The following is a 15,406-nucleotide window of genomic DNA, read 5'->3' as shown; positions in this document are numbered from 1 at the left end:
CTATCGCACTGGTAGAGTGTGAACTATTTCCCAAATTCAATATTTTACAATATAATGCGCAAAGGAGACTCCCATGAGACATTTATTGAATCCCTTAGACTTCTCTGTGGAAGAAATTGATGACCTTCTGGCCCTTGCAAGGGACATTGAACAGAATCTTCCAGGATACGCCCATGTATGCGACGGCAAGAAGCTGGCCACCCTTTTCTATGAGCCAAGTACACGGACACGTTTAAGCTTTGAGGCTGCCATGCTGAATCTGGGCGGCAGTGTATTAGGTTTTTCATCCGCCAATTCCAGTTCTGCCGCAAAAGGTGAAAGCGTGGCCGACACCATCCGCATGATTTCCTGTTATGCTGACATCTGTGCCATGAGGCATCCAAAGGAAGGCGCTGCATTCGTAGCTGCCCAGAAGGCCCAGATTCCGGTCATCAACGCCGGAGACGGAGGCCATCAGCATCCCACCCAGACCTTAACTGATCTTATGACCATCCGTTCCATGAAGGGACGTCTGGACAACCTGACCGTCGGCTTCTGCGGAGACCTGAAATTCGGCCGTACCGTACATTCCTTAATCAACGCCATGGTCCGCTACCCCAACGTCAAGTTCATACTGATATCCCCGCCTGAGCTGCGCATCCCGGACAACATTCGCGACGACGTGCTCACTGCAAATAATGTTCCCTTTGAGGAAGTCGGCAACCTGGACGACGCTCTGGGCCAGTTAGACATTCTCTACATGACACGTGTGCAGAAGGAACGCTTCTTCAACGAGGAAGATTACATCCGTTTGAAAGACTGTTATATTTTGGATAAGAAGAAAATGAAACTTGCCAAGGAAGACATGTATGTGCTCCATCCTCTTCCCAGGGTTAATGAAATCTCCGTGGAAGTGGATGACGACCCAAGGGCTGCCTACTTCAAGCAGGCACAGTACGGCGTATACGTGCGTATGGCATTAATCATGAGATTACTGGAGGTGCAGAAACCATGTTAAACATCAGCGGATTACAAGAAGGCATTGTCCTGGACCACATTGAGGCAGGAAAGAGCCTGGACATCTACTATCACCTGGGCCTGGACAAGCTGGAATGCCAGGTAGCCATCATCAAAAACGCCCGCAGCAACAAGATGGGACGCAAGGACATCATTAAAATCGAGGGCGGACTGGATACGGTTGACTTAAAGGTATTGGGCTACATTGACCACAACATCACGGTGAACATTATCCGCGGGGATAAGATTGCTGAAAAGCGCGCATTAAAGCTTCCCAAGAAAATCACCAATGTGATTCAGTGCAAGAACCCCCGCTGCATCACATCCATTGAGCAGGAGCTTCCCCATATCTTCTACCTGGCAGATGAGAAGGCAGAGGTTTACCGCTGCCAGTACTGCGAAGAGAAGTACAGCGAATTTAAATAGGATGATTATGGGGCGCTGCCTTAAATTCATGAAAGAGGGGGCTGTCTATTTCCCGACAGCCCCCTTTATTTTTTTATCCATATCCATTCCCCGGCGCATGTACCGTATCCTTCCATACCACGCCCTACAGATACATTCTCCTGTCTGTTTCCTGTTTTCCCTCCGGGCCTATGTAGACAGAGTCATCAAAGGCCAGAATTAACAAAAATATGGGGGGAAGGAAAATAAGCCCCAGCGCGTACCCAACCCCATGTCCAAAGGAATAGGACATCTTAACCGATATCAGAATATGCATGACCGAAACGCCGAAGTAAGCCAGTTGGGACACCATGGCGCCAGGACCGGACATGAACCGGAACGCCACGGCAATCAATGCCATGATTATCCACAGGACAAACATCCTGTCATTCCAGAAAAGCTTATACTCTGTATAGGTGCCGTAAATTGGTATCAGGGCCTTCCATCCGGCTTCCCCTGCCTTTCTGAATATCATCCAGTAAGCCAGGATGTAGAGGACAAGCACCACCACCATCACAAACAAGAAAATCAGCGACACTCCCATGAGCAGTATACCCAGTTCTTTCAAAAAAACACCTGCCTTTCCTAATATATTCCCTACTTATCAGCAGGCACGATTTCCAGCCAGTAACCGTCCGGGTCCTTGATGAAATAAATTCCCATGCCCGGATTCTCGTAGCAGATGCAGCCCATCTCCTCATGGTGCTTATGGGTGCCGTCAAAATCATCCACATGGAATGCCAGGTGGAATTCGCACTCTCCCAGGTCATAGGCTTCCTTCCTGTCCCGCAGCCAGGTCAGCTCCAGGGTAAAGTCCGTCACTCCGTCTCCCAGGTACACCAGCTTGAAGGAGCCGTCCGAAGCATTCTTCTCCCTCACCGGTTCCAGGTTAAGCGCCTCTTTATAAAAAGCAAGGCTCTTCTCCAAATCCAGTACATTAAAATTAAAATGGTTAAATGTAATCATAGGTTTCTCCTTTCTCTTTTTAAAAAACCGGCCTGCACCGCAAGATGCAGACCGGCACATGAAACATTCCATTACGTCCTGGAGCATGTCTTAAAATACAATTTTATACATTGTTTCATACGTTCAGTTCTTGGGAACCATCACTTCCATGCCGCCCATGTAAGGACGCAGCACTTCCGGTATCTTCACACTGCCGTCCGCCTGAAGGTTGTTCTCCAGGAAAGCAATCAGCATACGCGGAGGCGCCACCACGGTATTGTTCAGGGTGTGGGCCAGATACTTTCCTCCGTCCTCTCCCTGTACGCGGATTCTCAGACGGCGGGCCTGGGCATCTCCCAGGTTGGAGCAGCTTCCCACCTCAAAATACTTCTTCTGTCTTGGGGACCATGCCTCCACGTCCACTGACTTCACCTTAAGGTCAGCCAGATCGCCGGAGCAGCACTCCAGAGTGCGGACAGGAACATCTAAGGAGCGGAACAGATCCACGGTGTTCTGCCACAGCTTGTCATACCACATGGGGCTTTCCTCAGGCTTGCAGACCACAATCATCTCCTGCTTCTCAAACTGATGTATACGGTAAACGCCTCTCTCCTCGATTCCGTGGGCGCCCTTCTCCTTGCGGAAGCAGGGGGAATAGCTGGTCAGAGTAAGGGGAAGCTGCTGCTCCGGAGTGATGGTGTCGATGAATTTACCAATCATGGAGTGCTCGCTGGTACCAATCAGGTACAGGTCCTCTCCATCAATCTTATACATCATGGCATCCATCTCGGCAAAGCTCATGACGCCTGTGACCACATTGCTGCGGATCATAAAAGGAGGTACACAGTAGGTAAATCCGCGGTTAATCATGAAATCCCTTGCATAGGAAATCACTGCGGAATGAAGTCTGGCAATATCGCCCATCAGGTAATAGAAACCGTTTCCCGCCACTCTTCTGGCCGCGTCCAGATCAATGCCGTTAAACCGCTCCATAATATCTGTGTGGTAAGGAATCTCAAAATCCGGCACCACGGGCTCACCGAACCGCTCCACTTCCACGTTCTCACTGTCGTCCCTGCCGATGGGCACGGTTGGGTCGATGATGTTGGGAATGGTCATCATGATTTTGGTAATCTTCTCAGAAAGCTGTCCTTCCTTTTCCTCAAGCTCCGCCAGACGCGCGGAATTGGCGTTGACCTCCTGCTTCACGGTCTCTGCCTCATCCTTCTTCCCCTGGCCCATCAGCATGCCAATCTGCTTGGACAGCTTATTGCGGCTGGCCCTTAAATCATCGGCTTCCTTCTGTGTGGCCCTTGCCTCTGTGTCCAGTGAAATCACTTCGTCCACCAGCGGCAGCTTGCTGTCCTGAAATTTATTCTTAATGTTCTGCTTTACAATGTCCGGGTTCTCTCTTACGAATCTTAAATCTAACATGGTATTCCTCCTGGATTTCCTTGATATAATACCTTCCAATTCTGGACAGGTATTCCTGTACTGTTAAAGAGTATATAACATTTTACCAGGAAATAAAAGCCCTTTTTCTGTTTTTCCTGCTGCTGTTTTCCTACTGCTGTTTTCCTTCCGCCTCCCTGCTGTACCGGCATACGCCGGCCACGTAAGTGGCTTCCACCGGAATGCCGGCCAGCTCCTCAGGAAAGGTCTCAAAGGGATTGGCCCCCAGTATCACAAAATCTGCCAGCATCCCTGGCGCAATCCGCCCCTTCACTTCTTCCTCAAAGGATGCGTGGGCGCCCTCCACGGTAAAGGAATCCAGGGCCTGCTTTATATCCAGTGCCTGTTCCGGAAGGTATGGGCCCACATGGTCCTTCACCGTTGTCCTGGTGACCGCGCACTGTATTCCCTTCATCACATCCGGCAGCTCTACCGGGCAGTCGGAACCGTTGGAGGCATGGGTGGTTTCATAAAGGGTCCTGAAATGATAGCTGGACGCCGCCCTCTCCTTTCCGATTCGTTCCTCCACGATGTGGATGTCATAATCCAGGAAAATAGACTGGAAGTATGCGTGCAGGGACAGTTTCGCAAATTTATCAAGCTGGTCCGGCCTAGTAATCTGGCAGTGGACAATGCCGTGCCGGTGGTCCTTTCTGGGACACTGGGAAAGGGCCTTTTCGTAGGCTGCCAGGATATCATCCAGAATTCCGTCCCCTATGGCATGGATGGCCACCTGCATTCCCTGGGAATTTGCATATCCCACCATGTCCTCGAACTGCTGTCTGGTGAAAATGGGGATTCCCCGGGTGGAGGCATCGTCTGCATAGGGCTGGCTGAGATAGGCGCTCCTGGCTCCCAGGGAACCGTCTCCCAGCATTTTAAGCGGACCAATCTTAAACCAATGATTTCCCCAGCCCGTGTTATATCCTTTTTCCACGAATCCCTTCAGCACATCCAGAGTCGTAAACTGGGACTGTTCATAAACCCTGACTGTCATTCTTCCCTCTGCGTCCAGTTCCCGGTATGCTTCCAGCACCCGTTCATAGGGCACATTGTTAAAAGCCAGCAAATCGTCTGTCTGGGATGAAGTGACTCCATAACGGTTGAGAGCCTTGGACGCTGCCAGTATCATTTCCTTTATGTCCTCTTTGGCGGGCTCAGGCAGGCATCCGTAGATCAGGTCCATTGCATTTTCCCGGAATACTCCGTTGGGCTCCCCGCTTTCGTCCACCTCATAGAGCCCGCCTTCCACCTGGGGCGTGTTTCCTGTGATGCCTGCCAGATGAAGGGCCATGGTATTCACCACACAGGCATGGCCGCAGGTTCTTGTGAGGCAGATGGGGTAATCTGTAGATATCATATCCAGATCATGGCGGTTGGGAAACCGCTTTTCATCCTCAAAGTAATCGTGATTCCATCCCCTGCCCCTTACCCAGGCGCCGGGCTTTGGGGATTGTTCCCGGATAAATTCCTTCATATATTCCTTCATCCCGGCCAGGGACTGGGTGTGCTGTGACAAATCCGCTGCGCGTAAGGCATTTCCATAGTTCAAAAGGTGCATGTGGGAATCATTAAAGCCCGCGCACACAAACCTTCCCTTTAAGTCCTTTACTTCATCTCCTGATTCCTTCATGGCCAGGGCGTCCTCGTCGGTGCCTGCGCAGACGAACCTTCCATCCTCCACCACAAAGGCCTGGCACAGGGGAAGCTCCCCTGTGTATACGGCTCCATTCAGGTATATTGTCCTCATGTCGTCCCTCTCCTTATTCCGCCTTCTCCAGCTTCTTTTTATCCTCATAGAACAGCGGCATATCCCTATCTTCCAGTGTTCCGATATTCATATAGCGGGCCTTGTAATCCTTCAGAAGCCTGAAATATGTGCCTGACAGGATAAGCACGACGAACACATTGATGAAAGTTGGGATACCGCTGGTGATGTCCACCAGGGTCCATATGCTCAAATCACCTACATGAATCAGGTAAAGGGTAAGTAAAAAGGGAGGAAGGGCATAAAAATACTTAAACATGCGCAGCAGCCATTTCTTCACCGTGGGATGGTTCATGGCCAAATGACGCAGGGTCGCCTCATAGTACACATACCAGCCTCCGGAAGTGGTTACGGAGAAAATCACCATGGCGGCCGTCATAAACACGGTGCCGAAAAATCCCAGATTGTGCTGGAACACGTTGAGGGCAAGGGCTGCATTGGTTGCCCCGGAGGTCCATTCACCGGTAATCAACACGCTGAGCGCCGTAATGGTACACACAATGAAGGTGTCCACAAATACCTCAAAGGAGCCCCAGAGTCCCTGCTCCACGGGATGGCGTGTCTTGCTGGAGGCGTGGACCATGGGGCTTGTACCCCAGCCGGCCTCATTGGAATAAACGCTTCTCTGCATTCCGGTAGCAATGGCCTTGGACACCGTGACTCCGGCAAATCCGCCCATGGCAGCTGTACCCGTAAAGGCCTGGGTAAAGATGGAGCCAATGGTGGGAATCAGGTTGCCGATGTTCAGCACAATGATTAGCAGGCCGAAAATCAGGTACCCCAGACTCATAACCGGCACCAGCTTCACAAATATCTTGCTCAAATTCTTAACGCCTCTCCAGATCAGGGCATAGATAAACACCACCAGCAGCAGGGATGCCAGTTCCTGGGGAATGCCAAAGGACTGGGCCAGCACTTCTGACGTGGTAAAGTTGGATGCGCTGATAAAGAAGGTGGAGAATATGCCAAGGCCGAACACAAAGGCCAGAGGAAGCCATTTCTTACCCCAGTGGCGCTCCTCCCCAAGACCGTACTCCATGTAATAGGTAGGTCCTCCGTATGGATTTCCCTCCTCGTCCGTACGGCGGTAATACACGGCCAGCGTAACCTCCACCTGCTTAATCAGCATGCCCATGAAGGCTGTCAGCCACATCCAGAGCACTGCTCCAGGTCCGCCTGTGGTGACGGCTGTCGCCACTCCGGCGATATTGCCAAAGCCCACAGAACCGCCTACAGCCGTTGCAATCGCTTCATAAGGGCTTAAAAGTCCCTTGTCGTTTTCATCGGTGGCATGGTCCTTTCTCAGGATGCATCCAAGGGTCCTCTTAAAGATGTACCCCAGGTGGCATACCTGGAAGAATCTGGATCGGACCGTCACGTAGATACCCGTAATGATGATGAGCGCAATCAGAGGAGGCCCCCATATGATTTCACCGTTTAACCAGTTTAAAAATTCTGTCATTTTCTTAATTCCCCCTATTGGTTCTGGAGCGCGATACCATGGCGGCCCATGGGGCACTGTCAGACACGTTCCGGCACTGTACAGAAAAAGCAATGACCCCAGGCCATTGCTTTCCATAATCATGTATCTGCTTAAGAAAATCCAGCCAATAGCGCCACCACTTTAAAAGTGAGAGTATGCAGCCTGTTTGACTGCATCCCAACACATTCCGCCGGCAGACAGAATCTGTTTCGGCAGTAATCCCTTTCCCTGTGTTCTCCGGCCTGCCGGCCTCCGGGACAAAAATCCCCGCTGTCCGCCACCCTGTGGATGGCATCCATTATCACACAGATACTAATGCTTACCGCGCCTCTATCGCATCCTATATTTTAACATTGCCTTAACATCATACTATTTAAGGCTGAAGCTGTCAACGTTTTTCAACATTTCCCGGCCGGCCCTGACTGTCCGGACTGTCTGCGCGTTCCGCCAGCTTTCCCGCCTCATGTCTGCTGTCCGCCGCGCGGACCAGCACATCCATCAGTTCCTCAAAGCACACGCCATTGGCAATGGGGATGTCAAGCTCCTCCGACCTGGCGATGCAGACCTTTACAAATGAGGCAGCCAGACGCACAGCGCTGTCCAGGCTCCATCCCCTTACGGCAGCAGCCGACACAACGGAGGAAAATACATCCCCTGTTCCCGGCCGCTCATGGCCCACCCGCCTGGTTCTGGGGAAAGCCATCCTCTCTCCCTCAGCCACCACATTCATGATGAAGCCGCCCTGGTTCACACCTGTAATGACCACGCATTCCGGTCCCATGGCCTGGATTTCCCCGGCCAGCTTGCCCAGCTCTTTCCTGCTCCATCCATCCCTGCGGTAGGTCCGGCCGGTCAGGATACACGCCTCTGTCAGGTTAGGAGTTACGATATCACCCATGGATACCAGCTCCTTCATGCGGCTGCACATGGCAGGTGTATAGGTGGCATAGGTCTCCCCGTGGTCCCCCATAATGGGGTCTATGATTACCTTTGTGTATTCCTGCCCGAACTGCCGTATGACATCCATCACAATCTCAATTTGTGCCTCGGAACCCAAAAAACCGCTGACAATGCCGTCAAAGGTCAGCTCCAGCTCCTTCCACTTGTGAATGAACTCCCCCATCTTCTCCGTATAGTCGTCAAAGAAATAGACAGGGAATCCTGTGTGGTTGGATAAAATGGAGGTGGGTATGGGGCAGCACTGGACCCTCATGGCAGATAAAATGGGAATAGCCACTGTCAGGGAACAGCGGCCGTATCCGGATAAATCATTAATCATGGCAATCTTTTTCTGTCGGTAAACACTCATGTCAAATCTCCTGTCATCTGAGCCGGTCAAAGAGCCCGGCCCTTATAAGTGTACTGCGAAGGGGCATGTAGATGGCCACCGCCGCAATGGCAGACGTCACAGCATTGATGGAGGTGGAGGCAACGTTCCAGGCCAGTACCAGCTCTGCTGCCGGTTTGCCCAGAATCGCCAGCTTGTAATAATATCCCACCAGCGGGTCAAATATCACGTTGAACAGCAGACCGCAGACAGAGGCCGCCACCACGAAGCACAACACATGGCCCTTATCAGAGCTCTCATTGATTCTGCCGATTTTGTGGGCCACCAGACCGGTTATCAGGCCGATACAGAGCTTTAGCAGGAAGGTCTTTGGCGCGTATACCACATAGATGGGGTCAAATAAATCCCCAATTGTCATTCCCAGGGCCCCGCCCAGTCCGCCGTAAAAGCCCCCTAATATCAGGGCTCCCAGGACACAGACCGCGTTGCCCAGATGGATGGAAGTGGCGTCGCCTCCGGGAAGGGTAATCTTAATCTGTAAAAATGTAAAAACCACATAGGATAATGCCGCAAACAGGCCGGTCAGGGCCAACTTGTAGATACGGCCGTCCTCCAGGCCCCTATGGCCTGCTGTCACTGCACTGGATGTCTTCATACAAACTCTCTCCTCATATTGTATATTTCTCTCTGCATCAACTGCATTCATTCATGTCACCTATGGTATCACTAAGGTGGAATGTTTTAAATATCCAGTTTGAGAAGTTTTGGCCAGTCCAGTTTTATCAAAAACAAATGTTTCTATCAGAGTTGTCAGTCGTGTGATTCCACCACAATGAGCACCCCGTCCGTAAAGGTAATGGTACCTTCCTCCTCCGCAAGCTCATTGCTGATGCAGAGACTTGTCCCTATCTCAATGTCCATTTCATGGAGAGGATACTTAAAGCCGGTGAGGGTAATGCCCCTGACCTCCTCGGTAAGCGGAAGGAAGGAAATATATTTTCCCCAGGTCTCATTCCTCTTAAACGTCCGTTCCCCGTCAATGAGGTAGATACGGTTCTGGCTGTCTAGGATATAGGCCTCCATTCTCTTTTGCAGGCAGGGAAACAGCAGATGGATATTTCCCAGCATATGGTCCATGCGTCCGCCGGTGGCCCCCAGCACCACCACCTCGGAGCATCCCGTGGCCTGGGCCTTTAAGAGGGCCAGCTCCGTGTCTGTCTCATCCTTTTCCGGCTGGCGGGCATCCCATACAATGTGTTCCATCCTCCTGTAAAATGCCAGCACCTCCGGCTTCACCGTGTCAAAATCACCTACTATCATATCCGGTTCCAGTCCCAGGGCCTTCACGGCCTCCAGCCCCGCATCCACCGCAATGATTTTATCAAATGTTTCCTGTCCCAAAAAAGAACCGGCGAAGGACAGGTCCAGTTTTCCGCCGGTTATAATCAGACAACGCTTCATTTCTCATATTCCTTTAAAATATCCATGAATTCTCTGGTTCTGGCAGACGGGTCCCGGCCAAAAACAGCGGAACCAGCCACAAATATATTGGCGCCCGCCTCTATGATTTCCCGGACATTTCCCGCGTTTACGCCGCCGTCCACCTGGATGTCCGTCTTTAGTCCCTGCTCATTCAGCATGTTCCTGAGTTCGCGTACCTTGTTAAGGGTATAAGGGATAAACTTCTGACCTCCGAAACCGGGATTCACGGTCATGATAAGCACCATATCCAGCTGCCCAAGGATGCACTCCAGGGAACGCACCGGTGTGGCGGGATTTAAGGCCACGCCGGCCTTCAGTCCAGCTTCCTTAATCTGGTTTACCACACGGTCCAGATGAGTGCAGGCCTCGGCCTGGACTGTTATGATATCCGCCCCGCAGTCCCTCATATCCTCCACATAGCGTCCCGGCTCCTCCACCATCATATGCACGTCAAAAACAGCCCTGATGCATGGGCGCAGGCTCTTGATTACCGGCATGCCGAAGGAGATGCTGGGCACAAAGGCCCCGTCCATCACGTCCAAATGGAGATACTCGGCACCTGCCCCGTACACCTCCTTCACCTGTTCCCCCAGGCGGGTAAAATCAGCCGCAAGAATAGACGGCGCTAATTTGTAATACATATCTAGTACCTCCTTTTATTTTTCAGGTCCTCATACATGAGGATGTAATTGTCATACCGGCTGCGGCTCAGCTCCCCCCGTTTAAGGGCTTCCTTCACACCGCAGACACGCTCTCCCACATGGACGCATCCCAGGAATTTGCACTCATCCTCATATGGCCCGAACTCCGGGAAATAATCCTTCAATTCTCCGGACTCCAGACAATCAATAAACATGGAACTGAATCCCGGTGTATCCATCATGTAGGTATCCTCTTCCACATAAAACAATTCAGAATGACGCGTGGTATGGCGTCCCCTCTCAATCTTGTGGCTGATATCCCCTGTCTCCATGGCAGCCTGGGGCTGGATGCAGTTAGTCAGTGCGGATTTTCCGACGCCCGACGGACCTGCCAGCACTGAGGTTTTTCCTCTGAGAAATTTTCTCACTCCTTCCACTCCTGTATCGTCGTAGGTGCTGACAAAGTGGACCTCATACCCTGCCCTCTCATAGATGGTGCGGTACTTATCCACAAGCCCGGCCTCCCCCAGATCAATCTTGTTAAAACAGATGGTGACCGGTACGCCCTGAATTCCCATCATCACCAGAAAGCGGTCCAAAAGATTCAGATTGGGTTCCGGATGGGTGATGGCAAACACAACCAGGGCCTGGTCCACATTTGCCACAGCCGGACGTATGAGGACATTGGAACGGGGAAGGATGGCGTCAATATTGCCTTCCTTCTCCTCCTCATCCAAAACAGAGAACTCCACATTATCCCCTACAAGGGGTTTGATTTTACGGTTGCGGAACACGCCCTTTGCCTTGCACTGGTACACATGGTTCCTGCCGTCATTGACATAATAAAAGCCTGCAATTCCTTTGATTATCTTACCTGTCATATACTCCTCTTATCCTACCGGAAAAAATGCCACCGGATAGGACTTGATTACTGTTAAATTATCTGCATCCACCACTTCCACCATACCGCTGTCCACGCCGTACGCTCCCTTGATTCTGGAGAATACCACGGGCACGGTCTGGGCGCCCACAACCAGCCTTGGACTCATAAGGGTCGTATAAACAGAAGCACCCTCATTATTGGTCTGGTTCAGACGAATCAGCACACGCACGCTGCTGGTCTGGGAGGCCGGTCCTATATAGTTGCTCAGGGAACATGCCTCATCAATGGAACCGATATAATACCGTTCATCTGATGCCTGGGTCTGTGCAGGCTCCCCGCTGACCACATAATCCACTGCCGTGCCTGGAGGAAGTATGGTTCCCGGAAGCTCTGACTGACTGATAATCAGGCCTTCCTCCACCGTCTCGCTGGCTTCCACGGTTACATTGCCTGTTACGAGACCTGCCCCTGCCAGAAGGGCGTCCGCGGATGTGGAAGTCTGTCCCTGAAGATTGGGAACCCGGCCCGCCACGTTCTGTGAGCCCTTGCTCACATAGAGGCTGACGCTCTCGCCCACCTTCACCACCTGAGGGCTGAAACGAATCACATTGCCCTTTATGACGGTATCGCTGTTCTCCTCCCTGACCTCTACAGCCAGCCCCTTCTTCTCCAGCAGAAGCCTGGCATCCTCGCCTGTCATCTGGGTCAGGTCCATGGCATTTAAGTCCACCTTATCGCTGCCCTTGCTGATGGTCACTCCCACGGTACTCCACTTCTTCACCACAGTGCCTGCCAGGATATCCTGGCCCATGACCTGGCCTTCCGTATAGTTATCAGAATACTCGCTGCCTGTGACCTCCATCACCAGGCTGCTCTCCTTCAGTTTTTCCCTGGCCATATCCTGGGGCAGTCCCAGGACGCTGGGCATATTTATCTGGTCCTCCGTGTTGATATCCACCACGGTGGTGGAACCTTCGGTGGTCATGGCAACGGTCTCTGTGGCAGGCTTATTGCTGCTCTGCCTGAAAAGCCCGGTGAGCCGTGAAAATACAAACAGCACCACTGCCACGATAATGATGGCTGCCACGATGCCAAAGGCCGTGATGATGCGCTCAAACTGGGTACTTACATCATCCCCCTCATTCCTTTTCCTGGTATGGATGCGTCCTTCTTTTTTGCGCTGTTCCCTGGACCGGTTCCTGTCCGGATGCTCCGGCTGTTCCTCCTCCGGTTCCTCAAGCGTCTCCTCAGGATAGTTCTTCCTGCCTTCCTGGATGCTGTTCAGCTCTTCCCTTGTGATGGGCCTGGTCTTGCCAAACTCATCCTCTTCCCCGTCCTTGCGGGCATAAATGTCTGCGTCCGGGTCCATCAGGGCAGCCCGCAGGTCCTCAATCACATCCGTCACGCAGGAATAGCGGCGGTCCGGACGTTTTTGGGTACATTTTAATATAATCTGCTCCAGTGCGTGGGACATGTCCGGCACGTACTGGCTGGGCGGTGTCACCGGTTCCTCCAGATGGGCCAGGGCCACTGTAACCGTGTTATCCCCCTCAAAGGGCACACGCCCGGTTACCATCTCATACATAGTAATGCCAAAGGAATAAATGTCGCTGCGCTCGTCGCAGTAGCCGCCCCTGGCCTGCTCCGGCGAAATATAATGGACAGAGCCCACTGCCGTAGCGTTCATGGTCTGGGAAGACACGGCCCTGGCAATACCAAAGTCAGCCACCTTCACCTTGCCGTCCCTGGATATAATCATGTTCTGAGGCTTGATGTCACGGTGTATGATGTGCTGTTCATGGGCAGCCGCAATGCCCTGTCCCACCTGAAGCGCGATTCCAATGGCTTCCTTGCTCTCCAGATAGCCCTTGTTCTCTATATAATTTTTAAGGGTAATGCCCTCAATCAGCTCCATGACAATATAATGGTACATATCCTCATCCACAACATCATAAACACTTACGATATTGGGATGGGACAGGCGTGCCGCTGACTGGGCCTCCATCTTAAACTTGCTTACAAAATTCTCGTCAAAGGCAAATTCCTCTTTTAATACCTTGATGGCAACCAGGCGGTCCAGAGTATGGCACCGTGCCTTATACACCACGGACATGCCGCCTGAGCCAATCCGTTCCAGAATCTCATACCGGTTCTGGAGATATGTTCCGGGAGTTAACATACGCCTGCCTCCCTTCCTGACGGATTTACAAGTACCACCGCAATGTTGTCAATGCCTCCCTGACGGTTGGCTTCCTCTATAAGAAGGGCTGCCTTTTCCTTAAGGTTTCCCTCTCCTGTGATGATTTCATACATGGACTGGTCCTCCAGCATGTTGCTGAGACCGTCGGAACAGAGCAGGATATAATCCCCGTCCTCCAGATCCACCTCAAAGAAATCCGGCTCCACTTCCCTGCCGATTCCCAGGGCCCTGGTGATGATGTTCTTGCGCCTGTTATAATCCGCGCTTCCCCTTCTCATCTGTCCGATGGCCACCATCTCTTCCACATAGGAGTGGTCCCTGGTGACCTGCCGTATGGAATCACCGTTTATGAGATAGAGACGGCTGTCGCCCACATTGGCCACATAGAGGATGTTGTCCTCCACCACGCCGGCCACCAGGGTGCATCCCATCCCTTTCAGTTCTTCCCTTTTTAATGATTCTTCATACAGCATCCCATTAACTGCCTCGATGCCCTTTTTCAGCTGCATTACAGGAGAGCCGTCCCCTGCCCTGTTTATGTATATCACCAGGTTCTCCACCGCGAACCGTGAGGCATAATCGCCGGCCCTGTGGCCGCCCATGCCGTCTGCCACCAGAAACAGGTTGGGCAGGGAGCCCACCTTTTCCGGTGAGGAATAAATATAGTCCTGATTCATGGTCCTGACCCGGCCAATGTCTGTCAAAGCATATGCTTCCATGGTCATCCCTCTCCTTCCGTGCATTGGGGTGCCGCCGAAGCTTCCTTATAGCTTCTGCGCAGCTGGCCGCAGGCTCCGCCTATATCCCGGCCCATTTCTCTTCTAATAGTAACATTTATACCGTTTTTTTCAAGAAGATTTTTGAAATCCTGTATGGCCTTCTGGCCGGACTGGACGTAATCCCGCTCTTTGATGGGGTTTACCGGAATCAGGTTCACATGGCCGTGCTGGTCCTTTATAAGCTTTGCCAAAGCCCTGGCCTCATCCAGATTGTCGTTGACCCCCCGCACCAGGCTGTACTCAAAGGTAAGACGGCGGCCTGTCTTCTCATAATAGTAATGGCAGGCCTCCAGCACATCCTGCAGTTTATAGGTGCCCGCTATGGGCATAAGGGTTTTCCTCACCTCGTCATTGGGCGCATGAAGGGAAAGCGCCAGGGTCACTGCCAGGCCCTCCTGTGCAAATTTCCGGATGCCCGGAACAATTCCGCAGGTGGAGATGGTAAGACTCCGCTGGCTGATATTCAGTCCCTTGTCATGGGAAATAAGCCGCAGGAAGCGGATGACATTGTCATAGTTATCCATAGGCTCTCCTGAACCCATGACCACCACATTGGAAACACGTTCCCCTGTAATGGACTGAATCCTGTATATCTGTTCCAGCATCTCTGAAGGACGCAGGTTCCGTTCCAGGCCTTCCAGGGTGGAAGCGCAGAACCGGCAGCCCATGCGGCAGCCCACCTGGGAGGAGATGCAAACAGAATTGCCGTGGTGGTACTGCATCCACACGCTCTCAATCACATGGCCGTCCTCCAGGCCGAACAAATACTTCCTGGTGCCGTCCACCTGGGAAATGCGCTCATCCACCATCTTCAGACAGGTAAGGCTGTAATTCTCCTTAAGCTTCTGCCTCAAATCCTTAGACAGGCTGCTCATATCGTCAAATCCTTCTGCCAGCTTCACATGCATCCAGTCATAAAGCTGTTTTGCCCTGAAAGATTTCTCTCCCAGGGCCGCCATCTGTGCTGTCACTTCTTCCAGTGTCATGGATTTTATATCTTTCTTTCCGTTGCAGTCCAATAAATCCAGCATAAAAACTCCTTCCA

15 protein-coding genes and 1 riboswitch are annotated in these 15,406 nt (G+C 52.0%); of the genes, 2 read left to right on the top strand and 13 right to left on the bottom strand.

Annotated elements, in window-relative coordinates:
- The first annotated feature begins 73 nt into the window (after positions 1-73).
- Both pyrB and G614_RS0106865 read left to right on the top strand, forming a co-directional pair.
- Positions 74-997 carry an aspartate carbamoyltransferase gene (gene pyrB, locus G614_RS0106870; protein ID WP_002583405.1) on the top strand — a complete coding sequence of 308 codons (924 nt, stop codon included), beginning with the start codon at positions 74-76 and terminating at the stop codon, positions 995-997.
- Positions 991-1,422, top strand: coding sequence for an aspartate carbamoyltransferase regulatory subunit (locus G614_RS0106865; RefSeq protein WP_002583406.1), 432 nt, complete (start codon positions 991-993; stop codon positions 1,420-1,422). Before pyrB ends, G614_RS0106865 begins: the two co-directional genes overlap by 7 nt.
- A 124-nt stretch (positions 1,423-1,546) precedes the next feature.
- Here G614_RS0106865 and G614_RS0106860 read toward each other — a convergent pair whose 3' ends face one another.
- The 13 genes from G614_RS0106860 to rlmN all read right to left on the bottom strand — a co-directional run bounded on the left by G614_RS0106860 (position 1,547) and on the right by rlmN (position 15,392).
- Complete coding sequence (locus tag G614_RS0106860) at positions 1,547-2,008, bottom strand: DUF5684 domain-containing protein (protein ID WP_027641365.1); 462 nt, start codon at positions 2,006-2,008, stop codon at positions 1,547-1,549.
- A 29-nt stretch (positions 2,009-2,037) separates the two neighbouring features.
- Positions 2,038-2,406, bottom strand: coding sequence for a VOC family protein (locus G614_RS0106855; RefSeq protein ID WP_002564519.1), 369 nt, complete (start codon positions 2,404-2,406; stop codon positions 2,038-2,040).
- Positions 2,407-2,529: 123 nt separating this feature from the next.
- On the bottom strand, positions 2,530-3,819 hold the full coding sequence (gene serS, locus G614_RS0106850; protein WP_027641364.1) for a serine--tRNA ligase: 1,290 nt from the start codon (positions 3,817-3,819) through the stop codon (positions 2,530-2,532).
- A gap of 130 nt (positions 3,820-3,949) precedes the next feature.
- Entirely contained in the window at positions 3,950-5,587 is a 1,638-nt protein-coding gene (locus G614_RS0106840; RefSeq protein WP_027641363.1) for an amidohydrolase, read from the bottom strand.
- Between the two features lie 13 nt (positions 5,588-5,600).
- Positions 5,601-7,067 (bottom strand): alanine/glycine:cation symporter family protein, encoded by a 1,467-nt coding sequence (locus G614_RS0106835; RefSeq protein WP_027641362.1) that lies wholly within the window; start codon positions 7,065-7,067, stop codon positions 5,601-5,603.
- A gap of 141 nt (positions 7,068-7,208) precedes the next feature.
- A riboswitch (Lysine riboswitch) is annotated at positions 7,209-7,429 on the bottom strand.
- 47 nt (positions 7,430-7,476) lie between these two features.
- Positions 7,477-8,397: a pyridoxamine kinase gene (locus tag G614_RS0106825; protein ID WP_027641360.1), complete on the bottom strand. Its 921-nt coding sequence runs from the start codon at positions 8,395-8,397 to the stop codon at positions 7,477-7,479.
- 13 nt (positions 8,398-8,410) lie between these two features.
- A complete protein-coding gene (locus G614_RS0106820) occupies positions 8,411-9,031 on the bottom strand; it encodes an ECF transporter S component (RefSeq protein WP_027641359.1) in 621 nt (206 codons plus the stop codon).
- A gap of 155 nt (positions 9,032-9,186) precedes the next feature.
- Positions 9,187-9,837 carry a thiamine diphosphokinase gene (locus G614_RS0106815; protein WP_027641358.1) on the bottom strand — a complete coding sequence of 217 codons (651 nt, stop codon included), beginning with the start codon at positions 9,835-9,837 and terminating at the stop codon, positions 9,187-9,189.
- Positions 9,834-10,499, bottom strand: a complete 666-nt coding sequence (gene rpe / locus G614_RS0106810; protein ID WP_027641357.1) for a ribulose-phosphate 3-epimerase — start codon at positions 10,497-10,499, stop codon at positions 9,834-9,836. Before rpe ends, G614_RS0106815 begins: the two co-directional genes overlap by 4 nt.
- A 2-nt stretch (positions 10,500-10,501) precedes the next feature.
- Positions 10,502-11,380, bottom strand: a complete 879-nt coding sequence (rsgA, locus tag G614_RS0106805; RefSeq protein WP_027641356.1) for a ribosome small subunit-dependent GTPase A — start codon at positions 11,378-11,380, stop codon at positions 10,502-10,504.
- Between the two features lie 9 nt (positions 11,381-11,389).
- The gene (pknB, locus tag G614_RS0106800) at positions 11,390-13,561 is read right to left on the bottom strand and encodes a Stk1 family PASTA domain-containing Ser/Thr kinase (RefSeq protein ID WP_027641355.1); all 2,172 of its coding nucleotides are present in this window, start codon (positions 13,559-13,561) and stop codon (positions 11,390-11,392) included.
- Positions 13,555-14,301: a Stp1/IreP family PP2C-type Ser/Thr phosphatase gene (locus G614_RS0106795; RefSeq protein ID WP_027641354.1), complete on the bottom strand. Its 747-nt coding sequence runs from the start codon at positions 14,299-14,301 to the stop codon at positions 13,555-13,557. Before G614_RS0106795 ends, pknB begins: the two co-directional genes overlap by 7 nt.
- A gap of 2 nt (positions 14,302-14,303) precedes the next feature.
- Positions 14,304-15,392: a 23S rRNA (adenine(2503)-C(2))-methyltransferase RlmN gene (rlmN, locus tag G614_RS0106790; RefSeq protein ID WP_027641353.1), complete on the bottom strand. Its 1,089-nt coding sequence runs from the start codon at positions 15,390-15,392 to the stop codon at positions 14,304-14,306.
- Positions 15,393-15,406: the final 14 nt, after the last annotated feature.

Source organism: [Clostridium] clostridioforme AGR2157 (genome assembly GCF_000424325.1).
Lineage (GTDB): Bacteria > Bacillota > Clostridia > Lachnospirales > Lachnospiraceae > Enterocloster > Enterocloster clostridioformis_A.
This window is presented reverse-complemented; position numbering and strand designations above follow the sequence as displayed.

Bases quoted from the DNA above. Each gene is read 5' to 3' on its own strand.
- G614_RS0106820 (WP_027641359.1), bottom strand. From the start codon at position 9,031: ATGAAGACATCCAGTGCAGTGACAGCAGGCCATAGGGGCCTGGAGGAC.
- rlmN (WP_027641353.1), bottom strand. From the start codon at position 15,392: ATGCTGGATTTATTGGACTGCAACGGAAAGAAAGATATAAAATCCATG.
- G614_RS0106835 (WP_027641362.1), bottom strand. From the start codon at position 7,067: ATGACAGAATTTTTAAACTGGTTAAACGGTGAAATCATATGGGGGCCT.
- rpe (WP_027641357.1), bottom strand. From the start codon at position 10,499: ATGTATTACAAATTAGCGCCGTCTATTCTTGCGGCTGATTTTACCCGC.
- G614_RS0106865 (WP_002583406.1), top strand. From the start codon at position 991: ATGTTAAACATCAGCGGATTACAAGAAGGCATTGTCCTGGACCACATT.
- G614_RS0106825 (WP_027641360.1), bottom strand. From the start codon at position 8,397: ATGAGTGTTTACCGACAGAAAAAGATTGCCATGATTAATGATTTATCC.
- G614_RS0106840 (WP_027641363.1), bottom strand. From the start codon at position 5,587: ATGAGGACAATATACCTGAATGGAGCCGTATACACAGGGGAGCTTCCC.
- pyrB (WP_002583405.1), top strand. From the start codon at position 74: ATGAGACATTTATTGAATCCCTTAGACTTCTCTGTGGAAGAAATTGAT.
- G614_RS0106855 (WP_002564519.1), bottom strand. From the start codon at position 2,406: ATGATTACATTTAACCATTTTAATTTTAATGTACTGGATTTGGAGAAG.
- pknB (WP_027641355.1), bottom strand. From the start codon at position 13,561: ATGTTAACTCCCGGAACATATCTCCAGAACCGGTATGAGATTCTGGAA.
- G614_RS0106815 (WP_027641358.1), bottom strand. From the start codon at position 9,837: ATGAAGCGTTGTCTGATTATAACCGGCGGAAAACTGGACCTGTCCTTC.
- serS (WP_027641364.1), bottom strand. From the start codon at position 3,819: ATGTTAGATTTAAGATTCGTAAGAGAGAACCCGGACATTGTAAAGCAG.
- G614_RS0106795 (WP_027641354.1), bottom strand. From the start codon at position 14,301: ATGGAAGCATATGCTTTGACAGACATTGGCCGGGTCAGGACCATGAAT.
- rsgA (WP_027641356.1), bottom strand. From the start codon at position 11,380: ATGACAGGTAAGATAATCAAAGGAATTGCAGGCTTTTATTATGTCAAT.